The 26,920-nt window shown below is 63.8% G+C and carries 18 protein-coding genes and 1 pseudogene; 5 read left to right on the plus strand and 14 right to left on the minus strand.

Going from position 1 to position 26,920, the window contains the following annotated elements:
* The first annotated feature begins 6 nt into the window (after positions 1-6).
* Positions 7-2,082, plus strand: a complete 2,076-nt coding sequence (locus tag NQK35_RS05020; RefSeq protein ID WP_257114714.1) for an ABC transporter ATP-binding protein — start codon at positions 7-9, stop codon at positions 2,080-2,082.
* A 158-nt stretch (positions 2,083-2,240) separates the two neighbouring features.
* On the opposite strand, the gene NQK35_RS05025 is transcribed toward NQK35_RS05020, so the two are convergent.
* The 3 genes from NQK35_RS05025 to NQK35_RS05035 form a co-directional block, all read right to left on the minus strand.
* Positions 2,241-2,522: an HU family DNA-binding protein gene (locus tag NQK35_RS05025; RefSeq protein ID WP_009213437.1), complete on the minus strand. Its 282-nt coding sequence runs from the start codon at positions 2,520-2,522 to the stop codon at positions 2,241-2,243.
* A gap of 341 nt (positions 2,523-2,863) precedes the next feature.
* Positions 2,864-3,250 (minus strand): ABC transporter permease subunit, encoded by a 387-nt coding sequence (locus NQK35_RS05030; RefSeq protein WP_257114715.1) that lies wholly within the window; start codon positions 3,248-3,250, stop codon positions 2,864-2,866.
* Entirely contained in the window at positions 3,247-3,720 is a 474-nt protein-coding gene (locus NQK35_RS05035) for a substrate-binding domain-containing protein (protein ID WP_306456023.1), read from the minus strand. Before NQK35_RS05035 ends, NQK35_RS05030 begins: the two co-directional genes overlap by 4 nt.
* Here NQK35_RS05035 and NQK35_RS05040 point away from each other — a divergent pair.
* Positions 3,619-3,852, plus strand: coding sequence for a hypothetical protein (locus tag NQK35_RS05040; protein ID WP_257114816.1), 234 nt, complete (start codon positions 3,619-3,621; stop codon positions 3,850-3,852). The genes NQK35_RS05035 and NQK35_RS05040 overlap by 102 nt on opposite strands.
* 38 nt (positions 3,853-3,890) lie before the next feature.
* Here NQK35_RS05040 and NQK35_RS10525 read toward each other — a convergent pair.
* A pseudogene (locus NQK35_RS10525) lies at positions 3,891-4,031 on the minus strand (LacI family DNA-binding transcriptional regulator); the annotation flags it as partial.
* 127 nt (positions 4,032-4,158) lie between these two features.
* On the opposite strand from NQK35_RS10525, the gene NQK35_RS05050 reads away from it, so the two are divergent.
* Positions 4,159-6,099 (plus strand): solute carrier family 23 protein, encoded by a 1,941-nt coding sequence (locus NQK35_RS05050; RefSeq protein ID WP_257114716.1) that lies wholly within the window; start codon positions 4,159-4,161, stop codon positions 6,097-6,099.
* Positions 6,100-6,426: 327 nt separating this feature from the next.
* On the opposite strand, the gene NQK35_RS10530 is transcribed toward NQK35_RS05050, so the two are convergent.
* From NQK35_RS10530 to NQK35_RS05080, 5 genes are all read right to left on the minus strand, one after another.
* A complete protein-coding gene (locus NQK35_RS10530) occupies positions 6,427-9,552 on the minus strand; it encodes a leucine-rich repeat protein (RefSeq protein ID WP_306456020.1) in 3,126 nt (1,041 codons plus the stop codon).
* A gap of 404 nt (positions 9,553-9,956) precedes the next feature.
* On the minus strand, positions 9,957-13,151 hold the full coding sequence (locus NQK35_RS05065) for a leucine-rich repeat protein (protein ID WP_257114717.1): 3,195 nt from the start codon (positions 13,149-13,151) through the stop codon (positions 9,957-9,959).
* A 595-nt stretch (positions 13,152-13,746) separates the two neighbouring features.
* A complete protein-coding gene (locus tag NQK35_RS05070; protein ID WP_257114718.1) occupies positions 13,747-20,382 on the minus strand; it encodes a leucine-rich repeat protein in 6,636 nt (2,211 codons plus the stop codon).
* A gap of 350 nt (positions 20,383-20,732) precedes the next feature.
* Positions 20,733-21,050: a heavy metal-binding domain-containing protein gene (locus NQK35_RS05075; protein WP_009213433.1), complete on the minus strand. Its 318-nt coding sequence runs from the start codon at positions 21,048-21,050 to the stop codon at positions 20,733-20,735.
* 121 nt (positions 21,051-21,171) lie between these two features.
* Positions 21,172-21,636, minus strand: coding sequence for a GyrI-like domain-containing protein (locus tag NQK35_RS05080; RefSeq protein WP_257114719.1), 465 nt, complete (start codon positions 21,634-21,636; stop codon positions 21,172-21,174).
* 431 nt (positions 21,637-22,067) lie between these two features.
* Here NQK35_RS05080 and NQK35_RS05085 point away from each other — a divergent pair, with 431 nt between their 5' ends.
* A complete protein-coding gene (locus NQK35_RS05085; RefSeq protein ID WP_009213431.1) occupies positions 22,068-22,283 on the plus strand; it encodes a hypothetical protein in 216 nt (71 codons plus the stop codon).
* Positions 22,284-22,403: 120 nt separating this feature from the next.
* The gene (locus tag NQK35_RS05090; protein WP_232209869.1) at positions 22,404-22,838 is read left to right on the plus strand and encodes a hypothetical protein; all 435 of its coding nucleotides are present in this window, start codon (positions 22,404-22,406) and stop codon (positions 22,836-22,838) included.
* Positions 22,839-23,046: 208 nt separating this feature from the next.
* On the opposite strand, the gene NQK35_RS05095 is transcribed toward NQK35_RS05090, so the two are convergent.
* From NQK35_RS05095 to NQK35_RS05115, 5 genes are all read right to left on the minus strand, one after another.
* A complete protein-coding gene (locus NQK35_RS05095; RefSeq protein WP_082157917.1) occupies positions 23,047-23,691 on the minus strand; it encodes a DarT1-associated NADAR antitoxin family protein in 645 nt (214 codons plus the stop codon).
* Between the two features lie 206 nt (positions 23,692-23,897).
* Positions 23,898-24,263: an iron ABC transporter gene (locus tag NQK35_RS05100; RefSeq protein ID WP_257114720.1), complete on the minus strand. Its 366-nt coding sequence runs from the start codon at positions 24,261-24,263 to the stop codon at positions 23,898-23,900.
* A gap of 166 nt (positions 24,264-24,429) precedes the next feature.
* On the minus strand, positions 24,430-24,609 hold the full coding sequence (locus NQK35_RS05105; protein WP_009213426.1) for a hypothetical protein: 180 nt from the start codon (positions 24,607-24,609) through the stop codon (positions 24,430-24,432).
* A 93-nt stretch (positions 24,610-24,702) separates the two neighbouring features.
* Positions 24,703-25,008, minus strand: a complete 306-nt coding sequence (locus NQK35_RS05110) for a metal-sensitive transcriptional regulator (RefSeq protein ID WP_009213425.1) — start codon at positions 25,006-25,008, stop codon at positions 24,703-24,705.
* Positions 25,009-25,011: 3 nt separating this feature from the next.
* Positions 25,012-26,691, minus strand: a complete 1,680-nt coding sequence (locus NQK35_RS05115; protein ID WP_257114721.1) for an FAD-dependent oxidoreductase — start codon at positions 26,689-26,691, stop codon at positions 25,012-25,014.
* Between the last annotated feature and the right edge of the window lie 229 nt (positions 26,692-26,920).

Below are 26,920 nucleotides of genomic sequence, written 5' to 3' on the forward strand. Positions count from 1 at the left end.
TGAACTATGAATACTCCACTCCTTCAAATCAAGGACCTACACACCGACATCGAGATCCGCTCCGGCGTGGTTCGCGCCCTTTCGGGTGTCGACCTGCACGTGAACCCAGGCGAGACCCTGGGCATCGTGGGCGAGTCCGGCTCCGGCAAGACCATGACAGCGCTGTCTCTCATGGGCCTTCTCCCCCAGGGCGGCAGGGTCTCCTCCGGCTCCATCATCCTCGACGGACAGGACCTCACCCAGCTGCCGCTCAAGGAGAAGCGCAAGCTGCGCGGCACGAAGGTCGGCATGATCTTCCAGGACCCTCTCACGAGCCTCAATCCGACGATGAAGATCGGACTCCAGGTGTGCGAGCCGCTGCGCGTCCACGAAAAGATGTCCAAGAAGGACGCGCTTGAGCGGGCCGTCGAGATCCTCAAGCGCGTCGGCATGCCTCGCCCCGAGGTGGTCATCAACAACTATCCGCACCAGCTCTCGGGCGGGATGCGCCAGCGCGTCATGATTGCGATGGCGCTCGTGTGCCAGCCACGCATCCTCATCGCGGATGAGCCCACCACGGCTCTCGATGTCACCACGCAGATGCAGATCCTCGATCTCATCGACGAGCTGCGCGACGAGTACAAGATGGGCGTCATCCTCATCACGCACGATCTCGGCGTCGTCGCCGGACACACCGACCGCGTGTCCGTCATGTACGCGGGGCGCATCGTGGAGACGGCACCCACGAAGACGCTCTTCACCGAGCCGCGGCACCGCTACACGAGCTCCCTCATGGCCGCGTTGCCGGAAAGGGCGCTCGCTGCAGGGACGAAGCTCTTCTCCATTCCCGGCGCTCCCCCGTCGCTGACGAACCTTCCGGTCGGGTGCCGCTTCGCAGCGCGCTGCCTGTGGGCCACCGATGAGTGCCGCGCCGGCTACCCGGACCTGAGCGGAGACGAGAACCACTCCTACGCGTGCTTCCACCCCGTTCAGGACACGGACGAGTCCCCCGCGCTCCTGCAGGCAAAGCTCGACGCCGAGGCCTCCCCTGAGGGCTCGGAAGACGCGGCGAAGGCGGCGAGTGTCCCCGTTGCCGCCCGCTCCCACGATGCTCTGCTAGACGTGAAGGAAGCCTCCCGAGAGTACGAGTCGGCGGGTTCGGGGTTCTTCAATCGCAACAAGGGCGTGGTGTCTGCGGTCGACCGCGTGTCGATCACGGTCAAGAAGGGCGAGACCTACGGTCTGGTGGGCGAGTCCGGCTGCGGTAAGTCCACCGTGGGTCGCCTCATCGCTGGCCTTGAGCCTCCGTCGGGCGGCGCGATCGAGCTGCTCGGACGCGACCTGGCCACGCTCAAGGGGCGTGATGCGGTCAAGATGCACCAGGACGTCCAGATGATGTTCCAGGACTCGTACGCCGCCATGGACCCGCGCATGCGCATCGACCAGATCTTGGCCGAACCGATGAGCATCCAGAAGACCGGCACCGCGCGGCAGATCGCCGAGAGGATCATGGAAATCCTGGAGCAGGTGGGCTTGACCGAGGAGATCCTGGATCGTTACCCGCACGAGTTCTCGGGTGGGCAGCTCCAGCGCATCGGTTTCGCCAGATCCTTGACGCTTGCTCCAGACCTCATCGTCGCCGACGAGCCCGTGTCCGCATTGGACGTGTCGGTTCAGGCTCAGGTTCTCAACCTCATGAAGGATCTGCAGGAGGAGCTCGGATTGTCCTACCTGTTCATCAGTCACGACCTGGCCGTCGTCCAATACATGGCCGACCGCATCGGCGTCATGTACCTGGGGAGGATCGTCGAGGAGGGCCCCGCCAAGGAAGTTGTCGAGAATCCCAAGCACCCGTATACGAAGGCTCTCATCGATTCCATCCCGGTGCCCGACCCCGAGTTCGTCCACGACGACGAAGCCATCAAGCTCACGGGCGAGCCCCCCAGCGCCGTCAACCCGCCCGAGGGCTGCCGGTTCCGCCCGCGCTGTCCTTTCGCAGGCGAGGAATGCAAGGTGCAGCCCGTCCTCACCGACGAGACGCATCGTGTGGCCTGCCACCACCCGCTGCTGCAGGAGCGTGCTCCGCAGGAGGTGGGGGCCTAGAGCGCTCGTTCATGGCGCTCCACGCGGTGTCCCCGGCCCGAGGAGTTGGGCCGGGGACACCGCTATCCGGTACAGGCGCATGAGGCACGGCTGGCACAATGCGCGTGGGGCGCGACCACGCGGTCGCGCCCCACGGCGTTTGGCTTCGGGTCAGCGCCTCACTTGGCCACGGCCTTCTTCAGCGTCGAGCCAGCGGAGAGCTTCACGCCGTAGCCAGCCGGGATCTTGATCTCTTCACCGGTGCGGGGGTTGCGGCCGGTGCGGGCGGCGCGCTCAACGCGCTCGACCGAGAGGAGGCCGGTGACCTTGACGGCCTCGCCCTTGGCCAGGGACTCAACGAGGACGGCCTGGAAGGCGGCCAGGGCCTCATCGGCCTTCGCCTTGGTCAGGTCGGCACGTTCGGCAATCTGAGCGACAAGCTCGGTACGGTTCACGGACATTGAGAAACCTCATTCCTGTTCGTTCTTGTTACCACTGTCGTGGCCACGAAAGACACACTACGAAATCTCTGGCGTTTTCGCCGACTTTAGGGCGGGTTTTCGCGGAATTCACGAAAAATGGGCACATTTGAGGCCAAAATTCCCCCGATTCTGTGTCACCGATCACCCCGGCCGGGTCGCCCGGTCGCCCGCCACGCTCGCGGAACAGGCGACGACCGGCACTTTTTTCAGTAACAGAAACTCCTCTCCCAGCAGACGAGGCCCCTCGTCGATTCGCCGGAACAAGAGGGGGCGGGGAGTAGCCATCCGGCCACTCCCCGCCCACGCGACAATGCGCTACCTCATGCCGAGGCACGCTGCTTATTCCAGACGTCAAAGGCAACCGCCAAGAGCAAGACGGCACCCTTGACAATCTGCTGCGTGGACGTGGACGCACCCATGAGCTGCATGCCATTGGACATCACAGCCATGATGAGGCCACCGATGAGAGCACCAGAGAGGCGTCCGATACCGCCAGTCGTCGACGCACCACCGATGAAGCAGGCGGCGATAGCATCAAGCTCAAACATATTGCCGCCAATCGCGTACACATCACGGCCGAACATTGTCGAGGACGCGAGTGTACCGAACACGAGCACAAGGATTGCCAGGAGAATCAGAACGATCGGCAAGCCACGCTCAATCGAGAGCTTGTGGGCAAACCACATAACAACGATGCCGAAGATCACCAAGGTGAAGACGTCGAAGCCGTATCCGCAAAATCCTGCCGAACCGTTGTCAGCCCCGGGCCCGCATAGGCGGCCATCGGCACGTCATCGAAACCCGTGACTGATACGTCATCCGGCACATTCACCCCAGCCTCGACAAAAGCGCGAAGAAGACCAACAGCGACCTCGTCGTTCGCGCACATCACCGCATCGGGGAGCACCTGCTCAAGAAGACTCTGTCCAGCGGCGTAGCCCCAGCGTGCCTCCCATGACCCCACAAGAGGCTCGCGCATCCGCAGGGCATTCTCGCCCATTGCCTCACGCCACCCGGCCACTCGTTCGCGTGCCTCGAACCACTCCTGGGGACCCGCGACGCACACGATGTCTTGGTGCCCAAGCGAGATGAGGTGCTCCGCGAGAAGGCGCGCACCGCCGCGCTGATCCGCGTGAACGACGGACACCCCGCGACCGAACGTGCGTCCACCCGACACCGCAACGACCGGCACCTGCGCCCCCTGGGTGGCCGCAGCCTCGCGAGAGAATCAATGGGCGCGATGACGATGATGCCCGAGCGGGCGGTCACCAGGGCACGAGCGACGGAGTTCGGGCGATATCCCAGCTGATCAATCGCGGCCTGCACGCGCTCACGCGTCCGAGGCGACACACGCCCCTTGCCGTTCACCACGCGAGACACCGTCTGATGCGAGACACCGACCAATTTGGCAACGTCCGCCATCGACGCAGGACGACCATTGCGCGTCATATCGGCCCCCTTCCCACTTGCGTCGACTGTTGTTGACATCGTAAAAGAAAATCCTCCGCAGGATATAACGCGCCACACTTTTCCAATAACTCGTAAAACACCGATCCCAATCACAGAGAATGGAGGCGTCCCTCACACCACATGGATATAGATCCAGGAGACACAGATGGCATCAAGCCCCTCGTCCGCTCCCCACCCCGTCGATCAGGTTCCGTCCTTCGCTAGACTCACCGTTCTCGGCATTCAGCACGTCCTCGCGTTTTACGCAGGTGCCGTTATCGTCCCCTGGGTCATCGCGCAGAACCTCGGGCTCGATACACAAACACTCATTCACCTCATCAACGCTGATCTGTTCACCTGCGGCATCGCAACCATCATCCAGTCGGCCGGCATCGGCCGCTTCATCGGCGTCAAGCTCCCCCTCATCCAGGGCGTCACCTTCACCGCGGTCTCGCCGCTGATCGCGATCGGCGCGGCAGCCACGCCCCCGGGCGCCGATCCCAAGACCGGCCTGGCCACCATGTACGGCTCGATCATCGCGGTCGGACTCATCGTTTTCCTCGTCGCCCCATTCTTCGCCAAGCTTCTGCGCTTCTTCCCTCCGATCGTTACCGGCACGCTCTTGACGGTCATGGGCACGACCCTCTTGTCTGTCTCGGCGGGTGACATCGTTGCCTGGGCAGACAAAGCAGCGGACGACTCGGCGAAGGCCTCGGCGACCTTCGAGGCCCTCGGCTTCGCCTTCGGAACGATCGCGATCATCGTCGTCATCCAGCGTCTCTTCAAGGGCTTCATGGGCACCCTCTCGGTCCTCCTCGCGCTGCTCGTCATGACGGCGCTCGCCTTCGCGATGGGCAAGACGAACTTCTCCGGCGTGGGCGAGGCCTCCTGGTTGGGCGTCACCACGCCCTTCTACTTCGGCCTGCCTCGTTTCTCGGCGACCGCGATCCTCGCGATGATCATCGTCATGGCGGTCACCGCCGTCGAGACGACGGGCGACGTCTTTGCTACGGGCGAGGTCGTGGGCAAGCGCATCACGCCGCGAGACATTGCCAACGCCCTGCGGGCCGACGGCCTGTCCACGCTCCTGGGCGGCGTCCTCAACTCCTTCCCCTACACCTGCTTCGCTCAAAACGTGGGACTGGTGCGCCTCACCCGCGTGAAGTCCCGCTGGGTCGTCACGGCGGCGGGCGTCATCATGATCATCCTCGGTCTGCTCCCCAAGGCTGCCGCAATCGTCGCTGCCATTCCCCAGCCCGTCATTGGCGGGGCTTCCCTGGCAATGTTTGCCAACGTCGCCGTGGTCGGCATCCAGACCCTGTCGAAGGTCGACCTGCGCGACACCCGCAACGCCATCATCGTCTCCACGTCGATTGGCCTTGCCCTCCTCGTGACTCTCAAACCCGGGATCGTCTCGGTCATGCCCTCCTGGTTGCAGATCATTTTCGGATCCGGTGTCACGATCGGCTCGTTGACGGCCATCATCCTCAACATCCTGTTCTTCCACGTCGGACGTCAGGCCTCGCCGGACGTGGCCGTCGTCAATGGCAAGAAGATCAACCTGGACGACGTCAACGCGATGGACCGCAGCGAGTTCGTCTCCACCTTCTCCGTCATGTTCTCTCAGCACACGTGGCCGGTTGAGCGCGCGTGGGAGTCCCGCCCCTTCGCATCCGTCTCCGAGCTGCGCTCCTCCTTCGAGGATGCCGTGCTCACGGCCACTCCCGACGAGGCCGAGGAACTCATCGCATCCTACACGGACGTCGTGTCGCTGGTTCTCGACGGGCAGGGCGACGAGCAGTCGAGCTCCGATCTGTCGACGCTGTCGGTCGGCGACGCGACCGATGAGGAAGCCGAGGAGCTGCGGGCCCTGTCCACGGCCTACCGCGACAAGTTCAATCGCCCGCTGGTGATCTGCGCGGACAACGTGGTGGACCGCAAGCACCTGCTGTCCTCCGGTTGGCGCCGAGTCGAGCACTCGCCGGCGCGCGAGGCGCGCTTCGCTCTCGGCGAGGTGATTGACATTGCGGATCTGCGTTTCGATCAGCTGGTCGCCGACGCCAACCCCATGCGCGCCGCATGGGACGCCGGGATCGACCGACTCTGAGGAACCACCAGCACGCCAGACACACAACACCACGCCCCCGCACCCCACCACAGACATGCCGTGGGGCCGACCCAACGGCCGGCCCCACGACATATCCCATCAACACAGTACAAGTACTCCCAGAAGGCACCTCACAGTCATCTCGTCGGCATCACCCAAGCCCCACCGGCCTGTGCCGTATTCCCTTATGACCCCCACCCTACAAACCCAACCTGACCACACCACCAACACAACCTGAAAAAACCCTGAGACTCCCCACCACCACAACCAACCACACAACGCCGCGCCCCCCGGGAAACATCCCGGGGGGCGCGAACCCTCACACACTCAGCCGACCCAACGACCCGAGGCATCAAAGCGATACCAGGACGAGCCAATGAGCACGCGCCCCGTCGCCATCGCACCGCTGCCAGGCGTCAGGTAGTACCACGAGTCACCATCCTTGAGCCAACCCGTGGCCATCGCACCGCTACCGGGCGTCAGGTAGTACCACGAGCCACCGTCCTTCACCCAGCCGGTCGCCATCGCGCCGCTACCAGGAGTCAAGTAGTACCACGAGCCACCGTCCTTCACCCAGCCGGTCGCCATCGCACCGCTACCCGGCGTCAAGTAGTACCAGGAACCACCATCCTTCACCCAACCCGATGCCTCAGCACCCGAGCCACCATGGAAGAACCACGACCCCTGCTCACTAACCCAACCGGTACGCATATACCCATCAGCACCAAAACGATAAACCTGACCACCAATCGCAACCCTCTCACTCACCGGGTACGAACCATCAGAATAGCGATACCACCAACCACGCGAATCACTCACCCACTTACCGTCCCTCGGAGCAGACGTGCCGTCGACCGTCAACGTCGTCGCGCGAACGGTGCGTGAGCCGTCGCGCACGTAGATGCGCAGGCGCTGGCCATCGGTCGGCGTCCAGGTGTAGGACAGGGCCGCGGAACGCGCATCGGCGCTGGTGGACATCGCGGTCCAGTTCTGCAGCACCTTCCTGGAGCCATCCGCGTTCATCTGGACGACGCGCATCTCACGCCCGCCGGATACGCCCGCTTCTGCCGAGACCTTCACGGTCGTCGGAGCGCCCGCGGAAGCGCTGAACTTGTACCCGTCCCGCGACTCGCCGATTCCCTGGCCGGACAGGGTGACCCGCGTGGGCTTGTAGACGTGCAGGTGGGACGCGTCGATTCCCGCGTCCTTCATCGCGGTGCTGGCGACTTCCCACGCGTCGGATCCTTGCGGAGCCGCGACGTAGACGTCGGTATCCTTGTTCGTCCCACCTTCCGGGAAGCGCTCAAGCACGAGTTCCTTGAGGCTGGAGGGCAGGACCAGGATGCGGGGAGCCTGGGTCATGAACTCGATCTTCGTCATGCCTTCACCGAAGAACGCGCTCTCGGGACGGCCGTTGGAGGCTGCACCTTCCGTGTAGAAGGATCCCTCGACTCCCCCGCGCACGATGATGTGCCGAGCGATACGAGCGTCGCGTGCGTTCATTTCGATGCTGCGGATCTTCGTTCCATATTCGACGGTATCCAGCCCCGTGTTGATTACCCCTTCGGATACCTGAAGGGAGTTGGGAATGGATAGGTCGATCAGGTTCGAGCACCCGTCGAACGCGCCGTAGCCGATGGTCGTCAGTCCCTTGGGGAGGACGACGCGTCGCAGCGCGGTGTTGTGAGCAAAGGCCCAGGGGGCAACCTCGGTGGTTCCCGCAGTCACCTTGTACTCGGTGGCGCCGTTTGTCGGCAGAGACAGGAGCAGACGACGACCGGAACTGATCTTCTGGTAAAGGACCCCGCTTTCCACCGAGAGTTCGGTGTTGGAGGGGCTCACGCTGAGTTCCGTGAGGTTGTTGTCCTCGCCCAGAGCGAAGTCACCGAGGGATTGGGCCGAGGCACCCAGGTGGAACTTGGTCAGGGCCGCGTTGTTCGCGAACGCCTCTTGGCCGATCGTCGTCACCGAGTCGGGAAGGGTGATCGAGGTGGCCAAGGTCCAGTTGAACGCGCCGTCGGCGATCTCGGTGAGGCGGTTCAGGTCCGGGCGCAGGTTCACCTCGGTCACGCCGCTGCTGTAGAAGGCGCTGTCCGAGACCTTCACGGTTCCGCCCAGGTCAACGCGCTTGAGCTGGGGCATGTACCAGAATGCTCGCTCGCCGACCGTCTCGAAGGCGTCGGGCAAGGCCACGGCCGTGATGGAGGACTGCTCGAAGGCGCGGGAGGCGACCTCGCGCAGCGAGTCCGGCAGGGTCACAGACTCCAGCTGTGCAACGGCGAAGGCGCCGACGCCGATCGTTGTTGTCCCCTCGGGCACCGCGTACGATCCTGTGGCGTTCTTGCCCGATGGGAAGAACACCAGGGTTGCGCGATCCTTGGAGTAGACGACGCCGTCAACGCTGGCGTAGGTGGCGTTGGCTTCGTCGACCTCGATGCTCGTCAGGCGGGGAGAACGCACGAAGGCGTCGGAGAGCCTCGTCGAGGAGACGTTGGGGCCGAGGCGAACCGAGGTCAGGTAGTCCATGTAGGAGAACGCGTAGTTGTCGACGTCCTTGACCGCGCGTGGCAGGGACACTGTTTCAAGGGTCGAATAGGCGAACGCTTGGATGCCTACCCACGTGAGCTGCGAGGGGTGCTCGTCGTCATCCTGGAAGGTGATCTTCTTCAGGTTCGCGCCGTAAAATGCCTCTTCTGCGAGGGTCTGCACGCTGGCGGGCACCCAGACGCTGTCGAGCTCGTGGCCGTCGAAGGCGCGACGACCGATCTCCGTGACACCATCAGGAATGACGACGTCCGTGGCGCTTCCTCGGTAGCCGGTGAGGACGCCGCTATCGTTGATGATGAAGTCGTCGGAGGCTTGGGGAGCGGCGACAACAGTGAGGGGAATCGAGACGGTCTTCTTCTGGCCATCCTGCGACGTGACGGTTGCGGTGAGAGTCCCGTTCCCCGGCTGATCCGAGGTTGTCAGGATGGCTGTCTGCTCGTTCGGCCCCGTCTCGACGGTTCCCAGCGTCGCGGGACTCACGGTCCACTCAACCGGGCGCCCCAGGAACGAGGGAGAGAGCAGGGCGTTCAGGAACACGCTCTTGCCTGGGGTGCGAGTCACCCCAGACTCGGACAGCTCGATCCCGGCGTCTTCGGAAACGGAGCGAATCCGAATCCGGCCGACCGCCTCGATCGAGGGGTCCTGTTTGTCAGTAGCGATGACCGCGACCTCACCAGGGCCCACGGCCGTCACGAGGCCGTTGTCATCCACGGTTGCCAACGAGCTATCGGAGGTTTTCCACGTTACGTGGGAGTCGCCAGGGGTTCCCGTGTCGTAGGTTGCTTCCAGCATCAGTGTCTGCCCGGGAGCAAGAGCCGCGTCCCCGGGCCAGACGCTCAGAGAGGCACCCGGGACATCGCGGGTGGGCCGCACCTCGGTTGACTGGACGGTGTGGTTCTGCGCCATCGCATCAACGCCGGTTGCATACGCAGCCGGAACACTGACCGTGGTGAGAGATAAGGCCCCAGCCGCCACTAGAGCCAGGGTCGAAGACTTTCGAGGAAACATCAATGACTCCCTATGTTGACGGACGTTTGACGGATGGTACGCACGAAGCGGCGCCCACTCCTATTATGCGCAACTTCTTCCAGTTGTGCAGTATACATTTGCGCTACTTATCAACTCGTGACCACGCTTTTACTTGTCACAAGCTGGGGAAATCTCCGGCAACTGGCAATTTTTCATGCCGACAACGGGTCCTGGGGGGCTCAGACACGCCGTGAGGCGAACCATCGGTCGGTCCCACTCATCCACGACCACACGCAGGTCCGCCCCCCGGAAGACCTCCCGGGGGGCGGACCCTCACGCAATCAGCCGACCCAACGACCCGAGGCATCAAAGCGATACCAGGACGAGCCAATGAGCACGCGCCCCGTCGCCATCGCACCGCTACCAGGCGTCAGGTAGTACCACGAGTCACCATCCTTGAGCCAACCCGTGGCCATCGCACCGCTGCCGGGGGCCAGGTAATACCAGGTACCACCGAGATCAAGCCAGCCGGTCGCCATCGCACCGCTACCTGGAGCCAGGTAATACCAGGACAGGCCGTCAAGCACCCAGCCGCTCACCTGCGCCCCGGAGCCGCCATGGTAATACCAGACGCCCTCGTCGCTCACCCAGCCGGTACGCATGTAGCCTCCCTCGTCGAAACGATAGACCTGGCCACCGATCGTGAGCTTCTCACTCACCGGGTAGGAACCGTCAGCGTAGCGATACCACCAGCCGCGCACGCTCCACGTCCACGTTCCTTCTCGTGGCGTCGGCGAGGGGTCCTCGTTGGGTGGCGCGGGCGCATTCTCGACCGAGAGCGTCACCGACCGCACGATGCGCGTGGCATCACGCACGTCGACACGCAGCCGCTCGTACTGAGCGGACAGGAGCCTCGTGTATGACAGAGAGGATGACCCGTCCGGCTGGCTCGTCATCGCGCTCCAATCCTGGACGACGGTGTCGGATCCATCCGCTTCCACGCGCACGACGCGCGTCTCGCGGCCGCTCGCCACGCCCCCTTCCATTGAGACCCTCACCGTGGCCGACGCTCCGACCGAGCCGCGCAACGTGTAGCCGTCGCCGACCGCGCTCACGCCCTCACCGGAGAGCGTCAGCTGCGCAGGGTTGTAGACGTGCAGGTGAGACGCATCAATCTTCGCCTCAGCCATTGCCGCCTTCACGACCGACCATGCTGGCGAGCCCTCGGAGGCGGCGACATAGACCTCACTATCGGGCTGCCGACCTCCTCGCGGGAACGGTTCGATGGCAAGGCGCGCAACGGTCGAGGGGAGCACGAGGACGCGAGGCGCCTCGGTCATGAACTCGATGGTGGTCATGCCTTCGCCGAAGAACGCACTCTCGGGTCGTCCATTCGTGGCATCACCGTCGGTGTAGAAGGACCCGTCGATTCCCCCGCGCACGATGATGTGGCGGGCCATGCGCACTCCCCTCGACGTCATCCAGACGTCTCGGACCTTCGTCCCGTACTCGACGGTGTCCAAGCCGGTGTTCACAACCCCCCTGGACACCTCGACGGAATCGGGGATGACCAGCTCCGTCAGGTTGGAGCACCCGTCGAAGGCTCCGTAGCCGATGGATGTCAGCCCTTCGGGCAGGACGACGCGCCGCAGGGCGGTGTTGTTTCGCAGAGCCCAGGATGCGATCTCGACCGTGTCAGCGGGAACAATCAACTCGCTGACCGTATTCGTCGGAAGAGAAAGGGCCAGCTGTCGACCACCGCGAAGCTTCGCGTACAGGACCCCGCTGTCGACGGAATAGACGGAGCTGTTGGGGCTGACGGTGATGGTCGCAAGGTTGTCGTCCCCAGCCAGCGCATAGTTCCCGATGGAGGCCAGCGACGCGCCGAGATGGAGCTCGGTCAGAGCCCGGTTTCGAGCGAACGACGATTCACCGATGCTCCGCACTGAATCCGGTAGCGTGATAGAGCTGGCGGCGATCTCCTCGAATGCGCCTTCGCCGATCTCCGACAGCCTGTTCAGGTCGGGGCGCAGGTCCACCTCGCCGAGGGCGTTGTTGTATCGGAATGCGCTGTGGGGGACCTTCCGTGCGCCCCCAAGGTTGAGGCGCGCGAGGCGCGGCATGTACCAGAAGGCCATGGACCCCATGGTCTCGAACGCGTCTGGCAGGCTCAGCGCGGTCACGGACGAGTGAGCGAACGCCCGCGATCCGACGTGACGAAGCGTGCTCGGGAAGGTCACCGACTCCAGCTTGGCCTCCTCGAAGGCCCCCTCGTCAATGGTCACGGTTCCGTCCACAACCGCGTACGAGCCCCCCACGTTCTTGCCGAGGGGGAATGCAACGAGGTGTGAGTGATCCTTGGTGTACAGGACGCCGTCGACGCTCGCGTAGTTGGGGTTGGTGGAGTCCACCTCGATGGAGACGAGGTTCGGGGAGTGGATGAAACCATAGGTCAGCTGCCCGGCGGCCACGTTGGGCCCGAGGCGAACGGAGGTCAGCTCGTGCATCTCGGCGAAGGCCTCGTCGTAGATCTGCACGACGGAACGTGGCAGGGCCACCTCCTTCAGGCTCGTGCGAGTGAAGGCTCGGTTGCCCACCGAGGTGAGTCGAGAGGGGTGAGCATCGTCGTCCTGGAAGGTGATCGTCTTCAGGTAGCTATTCGCCCCGAAACCCTCCTCGTCGATATCGGTCACGCTCGCCGGCACCCAGATGTTCTCCACGTGGGACCCCGAGAAGGCGTGGCGGCCGATCGTCGTCACGTTGTCGGGGATCGTGACGTCCGTGTCCTTGCCCTTGTAATCGGTGAGGACTCCTTTGTCGTCAATGACGAAGTCGCCCGTCATGTCGGGGTCAACCTGCACCGGGATGGTGGCGCTCTTGGCCGTTCCTGCCATTGTCGTCACCGTAGCACTCAGCGTTCCGCTGCCGGGCTGGTCGGAGGCCGTGAAAAAGACCATGACCCCGTCGGAGTTGGGAGAGACTCGACCGAGTGAGGATGGTTCGATCGACCACGACACCGCGGCGCCTCGCAGCGAGGGGGCCAGGAGGGGATTGAGGATCGCGCTATGGCCGGCAGTGAGGGTGAGCGAGGACTCCGACAGCTCGATGCCGGTCTCCTCGGTAACGGAGCGAACCTGGATCGAGGCGGTGGCTTTCATGGAGGAATCGTTGTTGTCTGTTGCGGTGATGACCGCACTGCCGATCCCCTTGGCCGTGACACGGCCGTGGCCTTCGACGCTGAGGACGGACTCGTCCGAGGAGCTCCACGTCACCTCGCCGGATTGCGCGGTGCGTGTGTCGTACTCAGCGCCCACGGTGATCTGCTGCCCGGGAACGAGCACCGTCCGGTCGGGCCATAGGCTCAACGAGGTGACGGGAACATCGATCGCCGGGCCGGTCGCCTCGGCTTTCTGCACGAGGCTGGCGCCGTGAGCCACGCCAGAGTCGGAGGCAAGCGCCGCGGGAACGCCGATCGTCGTAAGAAAGAGGGCTCCGGAAGCCGCTAAGGCCAGGACGGGTAGTTTTCGGTGAGACATCTGCTACTCCCTGTGTTGAGGGGGGCGGAAAGGAGAATGAGCGTCACTACTCGCCTCCTATTATCCCTGAGTGTGTCCAGTTGTAAAGTACCCGTTCATCCTGGATATCGCTTGTTACATGGCGTTTGCGGGGATCCGGCTACACGGTTGTTCGACCACGTGACAATGATTCTCGGGGAGTGATAGCGCGGATCTGCGTGTCGATCAGCTGGTCGCCGACGCCAACCCCATGCGCGCCGCATGGGACGCCGGAGTCGACCGACTCTGAGGAACCACCAACGGCAGGCACACACAACGCCACACCCCCTCACCCCACCACAGACATGCCGTGGGGCCGACCCATCGGTCGGCCCCACGGCATATCCCATCAACACAGTACAAGTACTCCCAGAAGGCACCTCACAGTCATCTCGTCGGCATCACCCAAGCCCCACCGGCCTGTGCCGTATTCCCTTATGACCCCCACCCTACAAACCCAACCTGACCACACCACCAACACAACCTGAAAAAACCCTGAGACTCCCCACCACCACAACCAACCACACAACGCCGCGCCCCCCGGGAAACATCCCGGGGGGCGCGAACCCTCACACACTCAGCCGACCCAACGACCCGAAGCAGTGAAGTGGTGCCACTGGCCGTCAATACGAATCCAGCCGGTCACCATCGCGCCACTGCCGGGCGTCAGGTAGTACCACGAGCCACGGTCTTGGACCCAACCCGTGGCCATCGCACCGCTACCGGGCGTCAGGTAGTACCACGAGCCACCGTCCTTCACCCAGCCGGTCACCATCGCGCCACTGCCCGAAGCCAGGTAATACCAGGTACCACCAAGATCAAGCCACCCGGTCACCATCGCACCGCTGCCCGGAGCCAGGTAGTACCAGGTACCACCAAGATCAAGCCAGCCGGTCGCCATCGCACCGCTGCCGGGCGTCAGGTAATACCACGAGCCACCATCCTTCACCCAACCCGATGCCTCAGCACCCGAGCCACCATGGAAGAACCACGACCCCTGCTCACTCACCCAACCGACACGCATATACCCATCAGCACCAAAACGATAAACCTGACCACCAATCGCAACCCTCTCACTCACCGGGTACGACCCATCAGAATAGCGATACCACCAACCACGCGAATCACTCACCCACCGGCCATCCTGCTGAGCAGGGCCAGGCTCCGGGGTCGGATCGGGTGTCGGCGTCGGCTCCGGGGTCGGATCGGGTGTCGGCGTCGGGTCCGGGGTCGGATCGGGTGTCGGCGTCGGGTCCGGGGTCGGCTGCGGCTCGGGCGTGCCCGGCTGCTTCAGCACGAGGGTGTTCGTCAGGTACGAGGCATCGCGCACCTGAACACGCAGGCTCGCGTCCGCCGCCGACGGGGTCCACGGGAAGGTCACCGAGGAGGCCGCCGCGCGGTCCCCTCCGTCCGTCACCGTCGTCCAGTCGCGCACGAGCATCTCGGTGCCATCCGCGCCGATCTGAACGGCGCGCACCTGCTGGGTTCCGGCGATGCCACCGGCGACCGACGCTGTCACCTCGACCGATGCCCCGGCCTGGCCCGTGTAGGTGTAGCTTCCCCCGGCCTCGGCGATTCCCGCGCCGGACAGGGTCATCGAGGCTGCCGTGAACGTGTGCAGGTGGGAGGCGTCGATGCCCGCGGCCTCAAGAGCGGCCTTGGCGACGTTCCATGCCGACGTTCCCTCGGCCGCGGCGACGTACACGTGGGTGTCGTCCTTTTTCTCCTCGCTCAGCTCTGTCTCCAGATCGAGGCGGGTGAGCGTCGAGGGCAGGACGAGGACACGCGGGACGTCCACGCCGAAAGACACTCGGGTCATGCCCTCACCAAAGTAGGCACTCTGGCGACGGCCATTGGTGGGTCGTCCGTCATACACGAAGGAGCCGTCTACGCCGCCGCGCACGACGATGCGGCGCGGCATCGGCACCCAGCTGCCTTCCATGCGGATCGAGCGGATCTTGGTGCCGTACTCGACGACCTCCAGGGAGTTACCCACAACGCCACTCGAGCGCTCCATCGAGTCCGGAATGACCAGGTCTGTCAGTGCTGTGCAGCCCGCGAAAGCGTCGTCACCGATGGTCGTGACCCCTTCGGGCAGCACGACGCGCGTGAGTGACTTGTTGTTGGCGAACGCCGAAGCACCGATCTCGACCGTACCCGCGCGCACCGTATAGTCGGTGAGCGTGTTGGCGGCCGGGGAGAGCATCAGGTGCAGGCCATCGTCCGCCTTGCGGTACAGGACATTGCGTTCGGCGGAGTACACCGCGTTGGCAGGAGCGACCGTGAGCGATGCGATCTTGCGGTCGTTATACAGGGCGGTCTCGGCGAAGGAGGTGACGCCCGAGCCGATGTGGAACGAGGTCAGGGCCGTGTTCTCCGAGAACGCCTGCTCGCCGACCGTGGTCACTGAGTCGGGCAGCGCCACCGAGACGGGGGCGGTGCGACTAAACGCGAAGTCGCCGATCGTTGCCAGTCGTCCCAGCTCGGGGCGGAAATTGATTCCCGCCTTGGCCTTCGTGCTTTCGAAGGCGCTACCGCCCACCGCGATCGTTCCACCCAGGTCGATGCTGTCAAGCTTGTCGGCGGAGCAGAAAGCGCACACGCCCAGGGTCTCGAACTTCTCGGGGAGGGCCACCGCGGTAAGCGCGGAGAGGCGGAAGCCCTCTTCGCCGATGGAGCGCAGGGAGTCGGGAAGCGTCACACTCGTGATGGACGCCTTCTGGAAGGCGCGGTACGCGATCGCCTGAACGCCGTCCAGGACCGTGTAGGCCCCGCCTGCGTTCTTCGCCGCCGGGTAGATGATCAGCTTCGAGTGGTCCTTGGAGTACAAGACGCCGTCCACGCTGTCGAAGTTCGGGTTCGCCGGGTCGACCTCGACGCTCATGAGCGCGCTGGTCTCCGCGTAGCCGCCGGTCACCGAGGAGGCATCGACGTTCGGCCCCAGCTTGATCGAGGTGAGCGCCGAGTTGTAGTCGAATACCCCAGCTCCTATCGTCACGACGGAACGCGGCAGCTCAATAGCCTGAAGACTCGTGTTCGCGAACGCGCGGTCCGCGATCGTGGTCAGCTGGGCGGGGCGGGCCGCGTCGTCGACGAAGGCGATCGTCTTCAGCGAGCTGTAGATGAAGGCCTCCTGGCCGATCGATCGCACCGAGGCGGGGATCGTCACGTTCTCCACACTGGAGCTCGCGAAGGCCCGCTCTGCGATGGAAGTCACGGTCTCGGGGATCGTCACGTCCGTGGCGGAGCCCTTGTACTTCACAAGGACGCCTTCCTCGTTGATCTCGAAGTCGTCGGCGTCAGCCGCGCGCACGGTCACGGGGATAGTCGCGGTCTTAACCGCGCCGCCCTCGGTGGTGACGGTGGCGGTCAGCGTACCGGAACCCGCGTGATCGCCAGCGGTCAGCGTCGCCTTGCGCGTGTCGGTGTCGGCGACAACGGTGGCCAGGTCGGCCGGCTCCACGCTCCACGTCACAGCGCGGTCCTTGAGTGAGGGCGCCAGGTACGCTTTCACGGGGGCGCTCTCACCCACCTTGACGCTCACCGCCGCCTCAGCGACCTCAATCCCCGCATCTTCGGAGATCGTACGCACGTGGACCTGCGCGCTTGCGGACAGTGTCGACTGGGAGGCGTCGGTCGCGGTTATCGTCGCGTCGCCGGCGGCCAGCGTCTGGACCTCGCCGTTGTCGTTCACGGTGGCCACGGCCTCGTTCGAGGAGGTCCACACGAGGTCGGTAACGTTGGCGCTGGCCGGCTCATAGGAGGCGCTCAGCGCAACCGTCTCGCCCGCGACGACCGAGGAAGACTCGGGCGTCACGGACAGGGAGGTCATCGGGATCGTGCGGAAGCGGATCACCTGACGTGTCTGGTTCTTGCCCCAGTCCCACGCGAAGAGGTAGGCGGTCGCCGGGTCGGAGGAATCCGCGCGGTCGATGAGGTCTGCCCACTTGATCTCGTAGTGCTTGGCGTAGGTGCCGTCGGCCTGGCGGTTGGCACCCACGGCCTCCTTTTCGTCGTAGTAGTGACGCGAGGTCGGCGACTCGGAGAAGGCGATGCCCGCCAGCGGCGAGTTGTCGGCGACGTCGAAGGAGACGACGCGCGCGTCCCCCTCGCCGGTCACGACCAGGTTGGAGATGACGGGAGCCTGGGTGTCCAGGGTGAAGTCCCAGGTCATCTGCTGGGAGACGCTCGAGGGAGCGACCGAGGCCGCGTCGATCGTCAGCTTGTAGCGGCCCGCGGGCAGCTCCTTGCCGTCCTTGTCGAATCCGTCGAAGACGGGGTTGTTGCCTTCCTGGCTTTCGATGGGCTCGATCCTGCTGGCGTGATAGTTGAACAGGGACTTGCGGGCGCGCTCGAAGGTGTACTCGCGCACGACGTCGCCGGCCTCGTTCGTGTAGGTGTAGGTCACCTTCGGGGAGTTACGCAGCAGGCAGGTGCGCGGCAGGAGACGGGAGGGGGCGTCGGGCAGCGCCGAACGCGACATGATGAAGTACGCGGGGTCGACCGCGCGCACGTCGTCGATCTCCTGGCCGACGAGCGGGTTCAGCGCGCCGAGGGGTACCTCGGTCGCGGGGTTGAGCAGCGTCGAGGCGCAGGAGTGGACCGCGTTGGTCGTGCCGTCGAACCACTTGGCGTCAAAGACGGCGGGTGAGCCCCAGGAGCCGTAGAAGCCCATGTAGGGAACGGTGAGGTCAGGCTGGGAGTCCGTACTCGTGAAGGTCACGGCGCCGTCGATGAAGGTGCCCTTGGGCGCATTGGTGCTCGCGTAGGTGGCGAAGGCCGCCTGCGGGTTCACGGTGACGGTCACGGTGGCAGACGACTTCGCGGGGACGGTGACGCTCTCGCTGGAGAAGGTCAGGTCGATTCCCTGGCCTGCCCAGTTCTTCGAGTGCTCGGTGAAGAGCTCGCCGTCGACGATCTCGGACAGGGCCTGGCCACCCAGGGTGTAGGTGTGGGCGGTGTCGGAGACGTTCGTCAGGGTGACCTGGAAGGTCCATCCGTTCGTGCCCTCACCCAGGTCGGCCTTGGGACGCCACGGGTTTTCGGCACCCTCGACGGAGGGGTAGACGCTCGTCGTCGTGGCCGCGAGGGCGTCCACCTGGCCCGCGCCCACGCGGCGCGGCGAGTAGTAGGTGCCGTTGTTCTGGTCGATGTCGAGCAGAGGGTGGGCGGTACCCATCATGAGGGCGGTGACGACCGCGGCCCGGTCAGCGTCCGACATCGCGGCAAAGGCCGGATCCTCGCCCACGCGCTGACGCACGAGAGCGGCGATGCCCGCTACCTGCGGGGTCGCCATGGAGGTGCCGGACATCGCACGGTAGGTGTTGCCCAGGACGGCGGCCACGATGTTGCCGCCGGGAGCCGCGATCTCGGGCTTGAGCTTCAGGTCGGGGGTCACGCCCCACGACGTGAAGTCGGAGACCGAGGGGTTGGTCGATGCGAGCAGGACGCCCGCGTGCGGGTTGACGATGGAGATGGAACCGGACTCGCTGGCCGTGATGGCCTCGATGAGCGCGTCCTTCTCCCTCTTCGTGATCGTCACGGTTGGCATCGTGTGGGTGGATTCGATGGTGGCCACGTAGGGGTTCTCGGCGACCTCGGAGTCACCGATGATGAGCGCGGCAGGCGTGGAGGCCAGCTGCGTGAGGCCCTTGACCTTGGCCTCGTGGGTCATGTCGGCGCCGGTGGCGCTATCGGAGCCTCCGCGGTCCTCGAGCACAATCACCTTCGAGAGGTCGCCGGGGTGCTCGGCGACGAGCTTGCTCAGCGCGGCCGCGTCGCCGTTGCCGGCGTAGACGAGGCTGTAAGTTCCCTCGGCGATGTCGAGGAGGCTGGGAACGAACGCGTCCTTGAGTCCGCGCGACTTCTGGTAGACGACCTTGCGCTCGCCAACGCTCAGGTAGTGCAGGGCATCCTGGTTGTTGACCGAGGCCACGGCCAGGGTCGAGCCGTAGGATGCGGGTTCGGACAGCGTGCCAACGTCAGGGTCGCTCGCGTAGGGCTTGTTCTTGCCGCTCTTGTTGGAGTAGGCGCTGGAGTAGGAGTTGCCGGCGGCTGCGTTGACGGTGACGCCCGCGTTCGCGAGGTTCTTGTAGACGTCCGCGTAGACGGTGCCGGCCTCGGTGCCCATGCCCGCGTCTTCACCCAGGGAGAGGTTAATCGAGTCTGGCCTGATGACCACGGCGTCGTCAAGGGCGGCGAGCACGGTGCTGTCCGGGATCGAACCGTCCTTGTCGGAGGCTACCTTGGCCACGATGATCTGGGCGTTGGGGGCGGTTCCCTGCAGGTCGGCGGCGTTGGCGGCTGCGATTGCCGCGACGTGCGTGCCGTGTGAGAGATCCTTGCTGGACGCGGGAAGAACGTCCGCGTCGTTGTCGGCGTAGTCGTAGACGAAGGGGATCTTCTTGTTGATGTAGGCGCCGCTCTTCCCGTGGGTGAGCGTGCGAGCGAAGGCTTGAACGTCGGCCTGCGTCATGCGTACGTCAGTGCCGTCCATGGAGCCGGAGAACGCCTGGTGGGTGGCTTCGATGCCGGTGTCGATGACCTCGATGACCTGCTTGTTGCCCTTCTGGGTCGTCTGGTTGGCGCGCGTCATCTCCAGGGAGGAGGCGTTTTGTAGGGAGGGGTCCACTGCCTGCGCGGCCGTCGTCTCGGCATCGCCCTCGACGACCATCGGCTTGTGGTGACGCTCGATGAAGGCGGCCTTGACGCCCTCGGTGGCCCTGATGGCGTCGAGGGACGAGGCAGGGGCCTCGATGGCGAAGCCGTCGAGCGCGCGGGTGTAGTCTCGCACGTCCGTCACGTCCGCGCCGGGCACGACCGCTTGGACCGAGGCTTCGATGCGGTCCTTGACTTCCTGGTGCTTGGTCGAGGAACTCAGGCCGAAGATTCGGCGGTACCACGGGATTCCGACGCTGCCTTCTCGCAGCTGGACGATGATCGTCGTCGGCGTGTCGTCGGCCGGGAAGCTATCCGCGGAGGTGGTCGGGTTCTCTTCACCGCCCTCCTGGGGGGCTTCCGATTGCGCGCTGGCGTCCAAAGGCACGTCGCCCGACGAGGCGGGGGGATCCGACTGGGCAGCATCGGACGTCGAGTCGTTGTGCTCGGCGCCGTCTGGTGCGTCGGCCGCAAAGGACGCCGGAATGCTCACGGTGGTCATGGCGAGGGCGCCGACTGTTGCCAGCACCAGCGCCGAGATCTTTCGATGGGACATCTATGGCTCACTTGGTTGACATCTGGAAGTGGGCGTCGGTGCCGCCACGGCGGCCTCACCCAGCGTTAAGGGTAGGGTGGTCGCCCGTTACTGCAAAGATCTCGTCGGCTTTGTTCTCAGCATGCGTCAACCCCTTTACCCCGAGACTTAATTAGGGTACCATGCATCAACTTAGTTGTGCCTATATAATTATTGCATGAGGTAAGTTTCTATTCTCCTCGGCGAGGCGCACTCGCGTCTCCGGTGTGCCACGGGAACGCAGTGAGTCCGCCGACTGGCTCGCGGACGAGGTGCCCGGGAAGTCGGTCGGCGGACTCATTCGCGCGCGGTCGAAGTATCGACCGCACGGATCACAGGATGACTGCCGTGCCCGTCGCGATCGCGGCGAGCATGCCATTGTCCGCGCCTGCGGTGAAATAGTCGACTTTCACTCCCACGACGGCGTTTGCTCCCATCGATTGGGCGCGGGCGCACATCTCGTTGACGGCGGTCGCTGCGGCGTTGCCGATCTCCTCCTCGTACTGGGAGGCGCGTCCGCCGAACATGTTCGACAGGCTCGCGCCGAAGTCCTTGAACATGTTGACGCCGGCGAACGTTTCGCCCGAGACCATCCCGATGTATTGCTTGATGGGCGCGCCTTCGACCGTTGGGGTCGTGACCACTAGCATGATCTACTCCTTCGCGTTATACGGTGAACAAGCCAACACTACCGGCCCCGGCGCCCGGCGGCCAGCAAGTTGCGGGAGGGGCGTGCCGCACCGCGAGTCACCGGAGCACCCTGGCGCCCGGTCAGTGGCGCGGTTGCCCTTGCGCAGAGGCTGCGGTTGTCGCGGGCGCGATGGGGTGTCGAATGACGGTCTTGAGCTTCTCGGGTGCAACCTTGCGCGCGTCGCTTAAGTAGATCTCGTGATGCAGGCGCGCCTCGGTGAGGTCGAGCGTGTAGCCGCGTTCTTCCATGTAGGCGTGCATGGCCTCGACGGTTGCGGGTTCGTTGTCGTAGCTGCCGACGTGCATGCATTGCACGCACGTTCCCTCGTCGATCGTCAGGTACTCGGCCGAGGAGCAGTCCAGCTTCTTCTTGCGGGTCGCCCTATCGAAGAGAGCCTCATCGAGCCATTCCGTTTCGCAAAACAACTCGCGAAGGCGCGCAACAGCGACGGCCTGCACGAGGTCGAAGTCGCTCGCATTGAAGTTTTCCGTGGAATCCCAATCCCAGATGACGACCCCGAGGGCTACCGTCGCAACCTTGAACAAAAGTCACAGTGGGAGTACGGACATCAGGGGATAGTTTCAGTAACTCTGCGTCCTCAGAAATACAACTGGGAGTGGCACGACGGCCAGAAAACTCCGATTCGCTCAACTCGCAGAGAAAAAGGCGTCGATGTCATGTGTGCCCTCGCACTCGTTCGACTCGAACGATCAGGAAACTACGACGTGGTTACCCTTGCTCACGAGATACAGACCTTGCCCCAGCCCTTGACGAGGCACACAAACTCCAGACTGCGAAGATCGAAGCCTCAAAGTGGTATGACCCTTCCGACAGACGAACATTCGGCAACATCAAAACCGATGCGCGAATCTGGACGACTTCCATGAAGCGTGACCACTTTACAGCTTCACTCGACCCCCGCGAATACCTGTAACCTCAACGACCAACTCGCTGCTCACAATCCTTGAGCGACACCATGAAGATGCACATCTACGGGCCTTGCGGACAGGACTGTCCCACCGTTCTCATCATTCACCCGATGCTGTCCTCGGCCTTGAGCATGAAGGCCGCGCTCTGCGATCACATGGGCTCCGGCCTGCGCTTTCTCGTGCCGGACCTGTCCGCCCACGGGGACGAGGCCGGGGTCCCCTACGTGGCGGCAGCGGCAGAGGCGGCGGTGATCAACGAGTGACTGACCTCCCAAGGAGTACATCGCTTGTCTCTAGGATTTGGCGCGTCGCTCGGCGGGGTCATCCTGTTCGAGCTACTGCGATTCCCGGACCTCGCATGTGACCGACTCTATATTGAAGGGGTGAGCTTCTACTCGGGCGGGCCCGTGGCCCGAGTCGGCGGGTCCATTCTCAGCCGTGTCATGGTCACGAAACACCGGAAGGCCGTGCGGGATCCCGAGGCCGGAGCACGCCAGCTCGCGCGCCTCTACGGCGAGCAGGCCGCTCACGCGATGGTCGCTAGTTTCGCCGCGATGAGCGAAGAGAGCATCCGCGCGATCGTACGCGACTGCTCGCACGTCAGCCTGCCACCCCTCTCACCCGCCATTCAGCGGCGCTGCACGTTCACGTACGGGCAGAAAGACTCAGACCTGCGACTCGCGCGGCGCGTGATTCCGCGACTCTATCCGCAGGCCAAGCTGCGCGTCTGGGCGGGGTGGGGGCACTGCGAGTACACGAGCCGCGGTTCGCTCACGTACGGGGCGATGCTGCGCAGGCTCGTCCGAGAGGGGCGTTAGCTCCCGCTGTCGCGTGGAGCAAACGGCTCACGCGGATAGGTTATGCGGATACGGATAGGTTATTCACTTGCGGATAGGTTAATAAGCTATCCACATGCTCGTAACCTATCCACATGTTCGCAACCTATCCGCGTAGGCGAGCACGGAACCTCGATCCGAGATCACACTATTCCTCCACTGTCGAACAAAGTGACAGGTCAACAAAAAGCTATCGATACCCAAGTTCCAGAAACGCTCGAGGCGACTGCAGGGCATCCTCCAGAAGCCCCGCGCGGGCAAGACCCACCACTTTAGCCACAGTCCTTGCCTGACAGTTGATCGACCGCTCAGGATTATGCTCGATATCGGTGAATGCATCGAACATCATTACCTGCTCAACGATCTCATCATCACGACAAAGAGCCGAGGCGTACAACCAGTCGTAAAAATAAGTCTTCGGCTCTAATGGGAATTCATGTGCAAAATACTTGAAACCGACGAGCTTTCCACTTTCCCTCAGTCGCCGATCTGTTTTTGCTGCACGACTCGAGACATCGAGAAGATCAACAAACGGGCCACCATGCGCAAACACCTTTGAAGCCTGGAACGCACATTCAACACTGTAACTTCCGCGTTCCGGATGCTCAATCATCAAATTGAAAGCGCTTAACTGAACTCCAAGGTCTCTTTCACTCTTGGATGAAACCTCCAGAACGCGCGACGAAGGAAACTTAGCCACATACGACGCATGCAACCTTGCAATCGAACGCCGCTTCTGCTGAATAGAAGATCCGGAAAATTGTTCAAATTCCAGAGACAATTCCGAAACATACGGACTCTCAGAGCCAGGCACAAACACCAGCCTACGAGCCATGACGAGCCACCTTCTCACTCAACACGGTATCCAAACAATCAAGGAAGGCAAAAATGCTCAAACTCTCGAGAATTTTCACTTTCCACTGACTACAGATTCTTTCATACTTATTCAAACTGCGCAACATTGCGCGCTCATTTTACGAAATGAGCCTGACAAACAAATCGCTTCGTTCCACTGCAAAGCCAGCCTGATATCAGACTCTGCTATTGCCCTCTCGCACGTTTGCGAAAGGCCAGCGCGCCGAGGCCATGGGCCGCGAAGCCGAGCAGGCTATAGCCCACCCCGTAGATGAGGGCACTGTCGTTGAGGAACAGGTACATCGGCGCCAAGAAACATACGAAGGGAGCGAGCAGCCACAGGAAGCTGAAGCCCTCCTTCACACCGTCCCACGCGCCGAAGGCCATCGCTAGTACCGGCAGGATCGCGAGCACGATCAGGAAGACAAGGCTCTTCACGATGTCCATCGAGTCCGAGAAGGACATGAAGCTGAACCAAGCCGCCGGCACCAGCATGTAGAGGCCGAACAGCACAGCAATACGAATCCACGTTGATCTTGTCGCCCACCTCATGAATCAATGATACGTGAATGATCAGAAAGAAAATGGGATTCGACACCCGAGCGGCTCCGATGACATGACTATGCGTCGATGGAGCCAGCACCAAGGCTGGACCCCATCGACGCGTTGACTGCACACCCCTCAGCGTCCCCACGAGGAGACGGCCTCGGGCAACTAGCTATCCGCAGAAGCTGCCAAATAGGCCGCGCTTCTTCCGGGCGGCGGCATACTCCTCGTCGGTGTGCTCCTTATTGCACCACTGTTCGTCGGGCACCCGGGCCTTCACCGAGTCGATGTGCTTGCCGCAGCCCTTCCAGGTGGTCTTTCCGCATACCTCGCAGGTGGTGGGTCGACACATTGTTTTCTCCTTGTGGTGTTGTGCCTCGGATCCGTTGCGGATTCGTTGCGCATTGATAAGTGTTCTATTCGTGATAGTGGATCTATCGACGCTTTAGGTCAGGCGGAGGAAAAGCTGCTCAAGCTCCTCCATCGTCACCCTGTCCGCGGCCACGAACGATTCCGTTCGCGCCGACAGAGGGTCGGCCTCGTTCCGTGAGCCGACAACCTCCTGCGCACACTGCGACATGATCGTCGCGACCGCGAGGTAGCTGGCTCGTTTCATCGCGGAGTTAACGGCCGCGAACTGAGTCAAGACCTCCCGGCAGTTACCGTCCCCGCTTTCCAGCTGCTCGATGAGAGCGTCGAGTTGGCCGCGGGCGCGTTTGAGGCGATTGACGATCTGTGCTTGCGTTGCCATGCGCTAGCGGTCCCCTTCCGCGGCGAGCACGGTCTCGGCCCTCTCGCCGAGCCACGCCCGCAGCGTCTGGATACCGCCCGACAGCATGGTCACGTTGAAGCCTGCCGCGCGCACGATGCGGTAGCCAATCCAGGAGCGCACGCCGGCGGCGCACATGACGACGAATGGCCGGTCGCCGATCTCCTCGTCGACCCAGGCTTGCACCTCGTCGAGGCGGTCGCGCAGCTGCGTGTGGGGAATGTTCAAGGAGTTGGGCATGTGACCCTGCGCGTACTCGGCCGGCGTGCGCACGTCCAACACCGGCATGTCCTCGGTGAGCTCGTTTGGTCCGGTCAGTGCCAGCTGCCCGGTCAGCACGTTGTGGGCGACCATGCCGGTCTGGTTCACCGGGTCCTTGGCTTGGCCATACGGTGGCGCGTACGCCAGATCCAGGTCCATGAGATCGGGGGCTGCGAGGCGGGCCCGCATCGCCGTCGCAATGACGTCGATCCTGCGGTCCACGCCTTCGGCGCCGACCGCTTGCGCGCCGAGGATCTGCCCGTCGGTGCCGACGTGCATGAGGATGTGCACGGGCTGGGCACCGGGGAAATAGCCCGCGTGCTGGTTCGCGTGCGTGTGCACCGTGAAGTACTCGGCGCCCGCAGCGTCCAGGGTCGCGCGGTTGGCACCGGTCATGGCGGCGGTGAGACCGCCCACCCGGACGATAGCGGTGCCCTGGGGGCTCGGGATAGGTCGGGCGGTGGCCTCGCCGCATTCGGCGTCGGCGATCGCGTCGGCGATGAGGCGTCCGCCGCGGTTCGCGGGACCGGCCAGTGCAACTGGATGGTCCTGGTCACAGCCGATCGTGCCGTCGCCGATCGCATAGATGTCGTCGGCGCTGGTGCGACCGTGATCGTCAATGAGGACGTAGCCCCGGCGGGTCCGGATGCCAGCTGCCTGGGCGACCGCAGTGTCGGGGCGGACGCCGGTGGACAGGACGATGATGTCGGCGTCCAGCGCGGTGCCGTCGGAGAAGGTCACGACATCGTTGTTGTCAGCGTGGGCGATGGCCTGGGCGGCGACGCCCGCGTGGACGTGCACGCCCAGGTTTCGCAGCTCTTGGGCGACCAGCGTTGCCATCTCGACCTCGAGCGGCGGCAGGACGTGCTCGGCGAGCTCGACGAGGTGGGTTTCGAAACCACGAGCGGCGAGGGCCTCGGCGGCCTCGATACCGATGAAGCCGGCTCCGAGGACGACGGCGCGACTGCCCGTCGCCTCGCGCAGGGCGAGGGCGTCGTCAACCGTGCGGAGGGCGTGTACGCGCGGGGAGTCGAGGCCGTCGATCGGCGGACGTGCGGCGAGCGCGCCGGGAGAGAGGATCAGGTAGTCGTAGGAAAGCGTGTAGGTGTTGCCCGCGCCCATGTCGGCGACCGCGACGCAGTGGTTATCGGGGTCGATCTCCGTGACCTCGGAGTTGATGCGCACGTCCAGATTCAGGGCGGCCTTGAGGGATTGCGGGGTGTGCAGGAGGAGCTTGGCGGGGTCGTCGATCTCGCCGCCGACGTAGTACGGGAGACCGCAGTTCGCGAAAGACACGTAGCTCCCGCGCTCCAGGACGATGATCTCCGCTGCCTCGTCGCGCCTGCGCAGGCGCGCCGCCGCGCTCATGCCACCCGCGACCCCTCCGACGACCACTACTCGCATGTTCCGCTCACTTCCTGTCTCCAATGCCGAGGCGCGCCTGCCACAACAAGAGCAATAATACCCCTGGGGGTATCAAGAGGCAACGGTAACTCCGCGCCCAACCATCACAACATCGCGCCTCAGCACACAAGACCGGTAGCGTCCCACATAGTGGTGCAACCGTGTGGTGATCGGCCCGTTTGACATGCGTGCGGTCACCGCGTGATCCTTCGAGAAAGCTCTCCACTTC

Source organism: Schaalia odontolytica (assembly GCF_024584435.1).
Lineage (GTDB): Bacteria > Actinomycetota > Actinomycetes > Actinomycetales > Actinomycetaceae > Pauljensenia.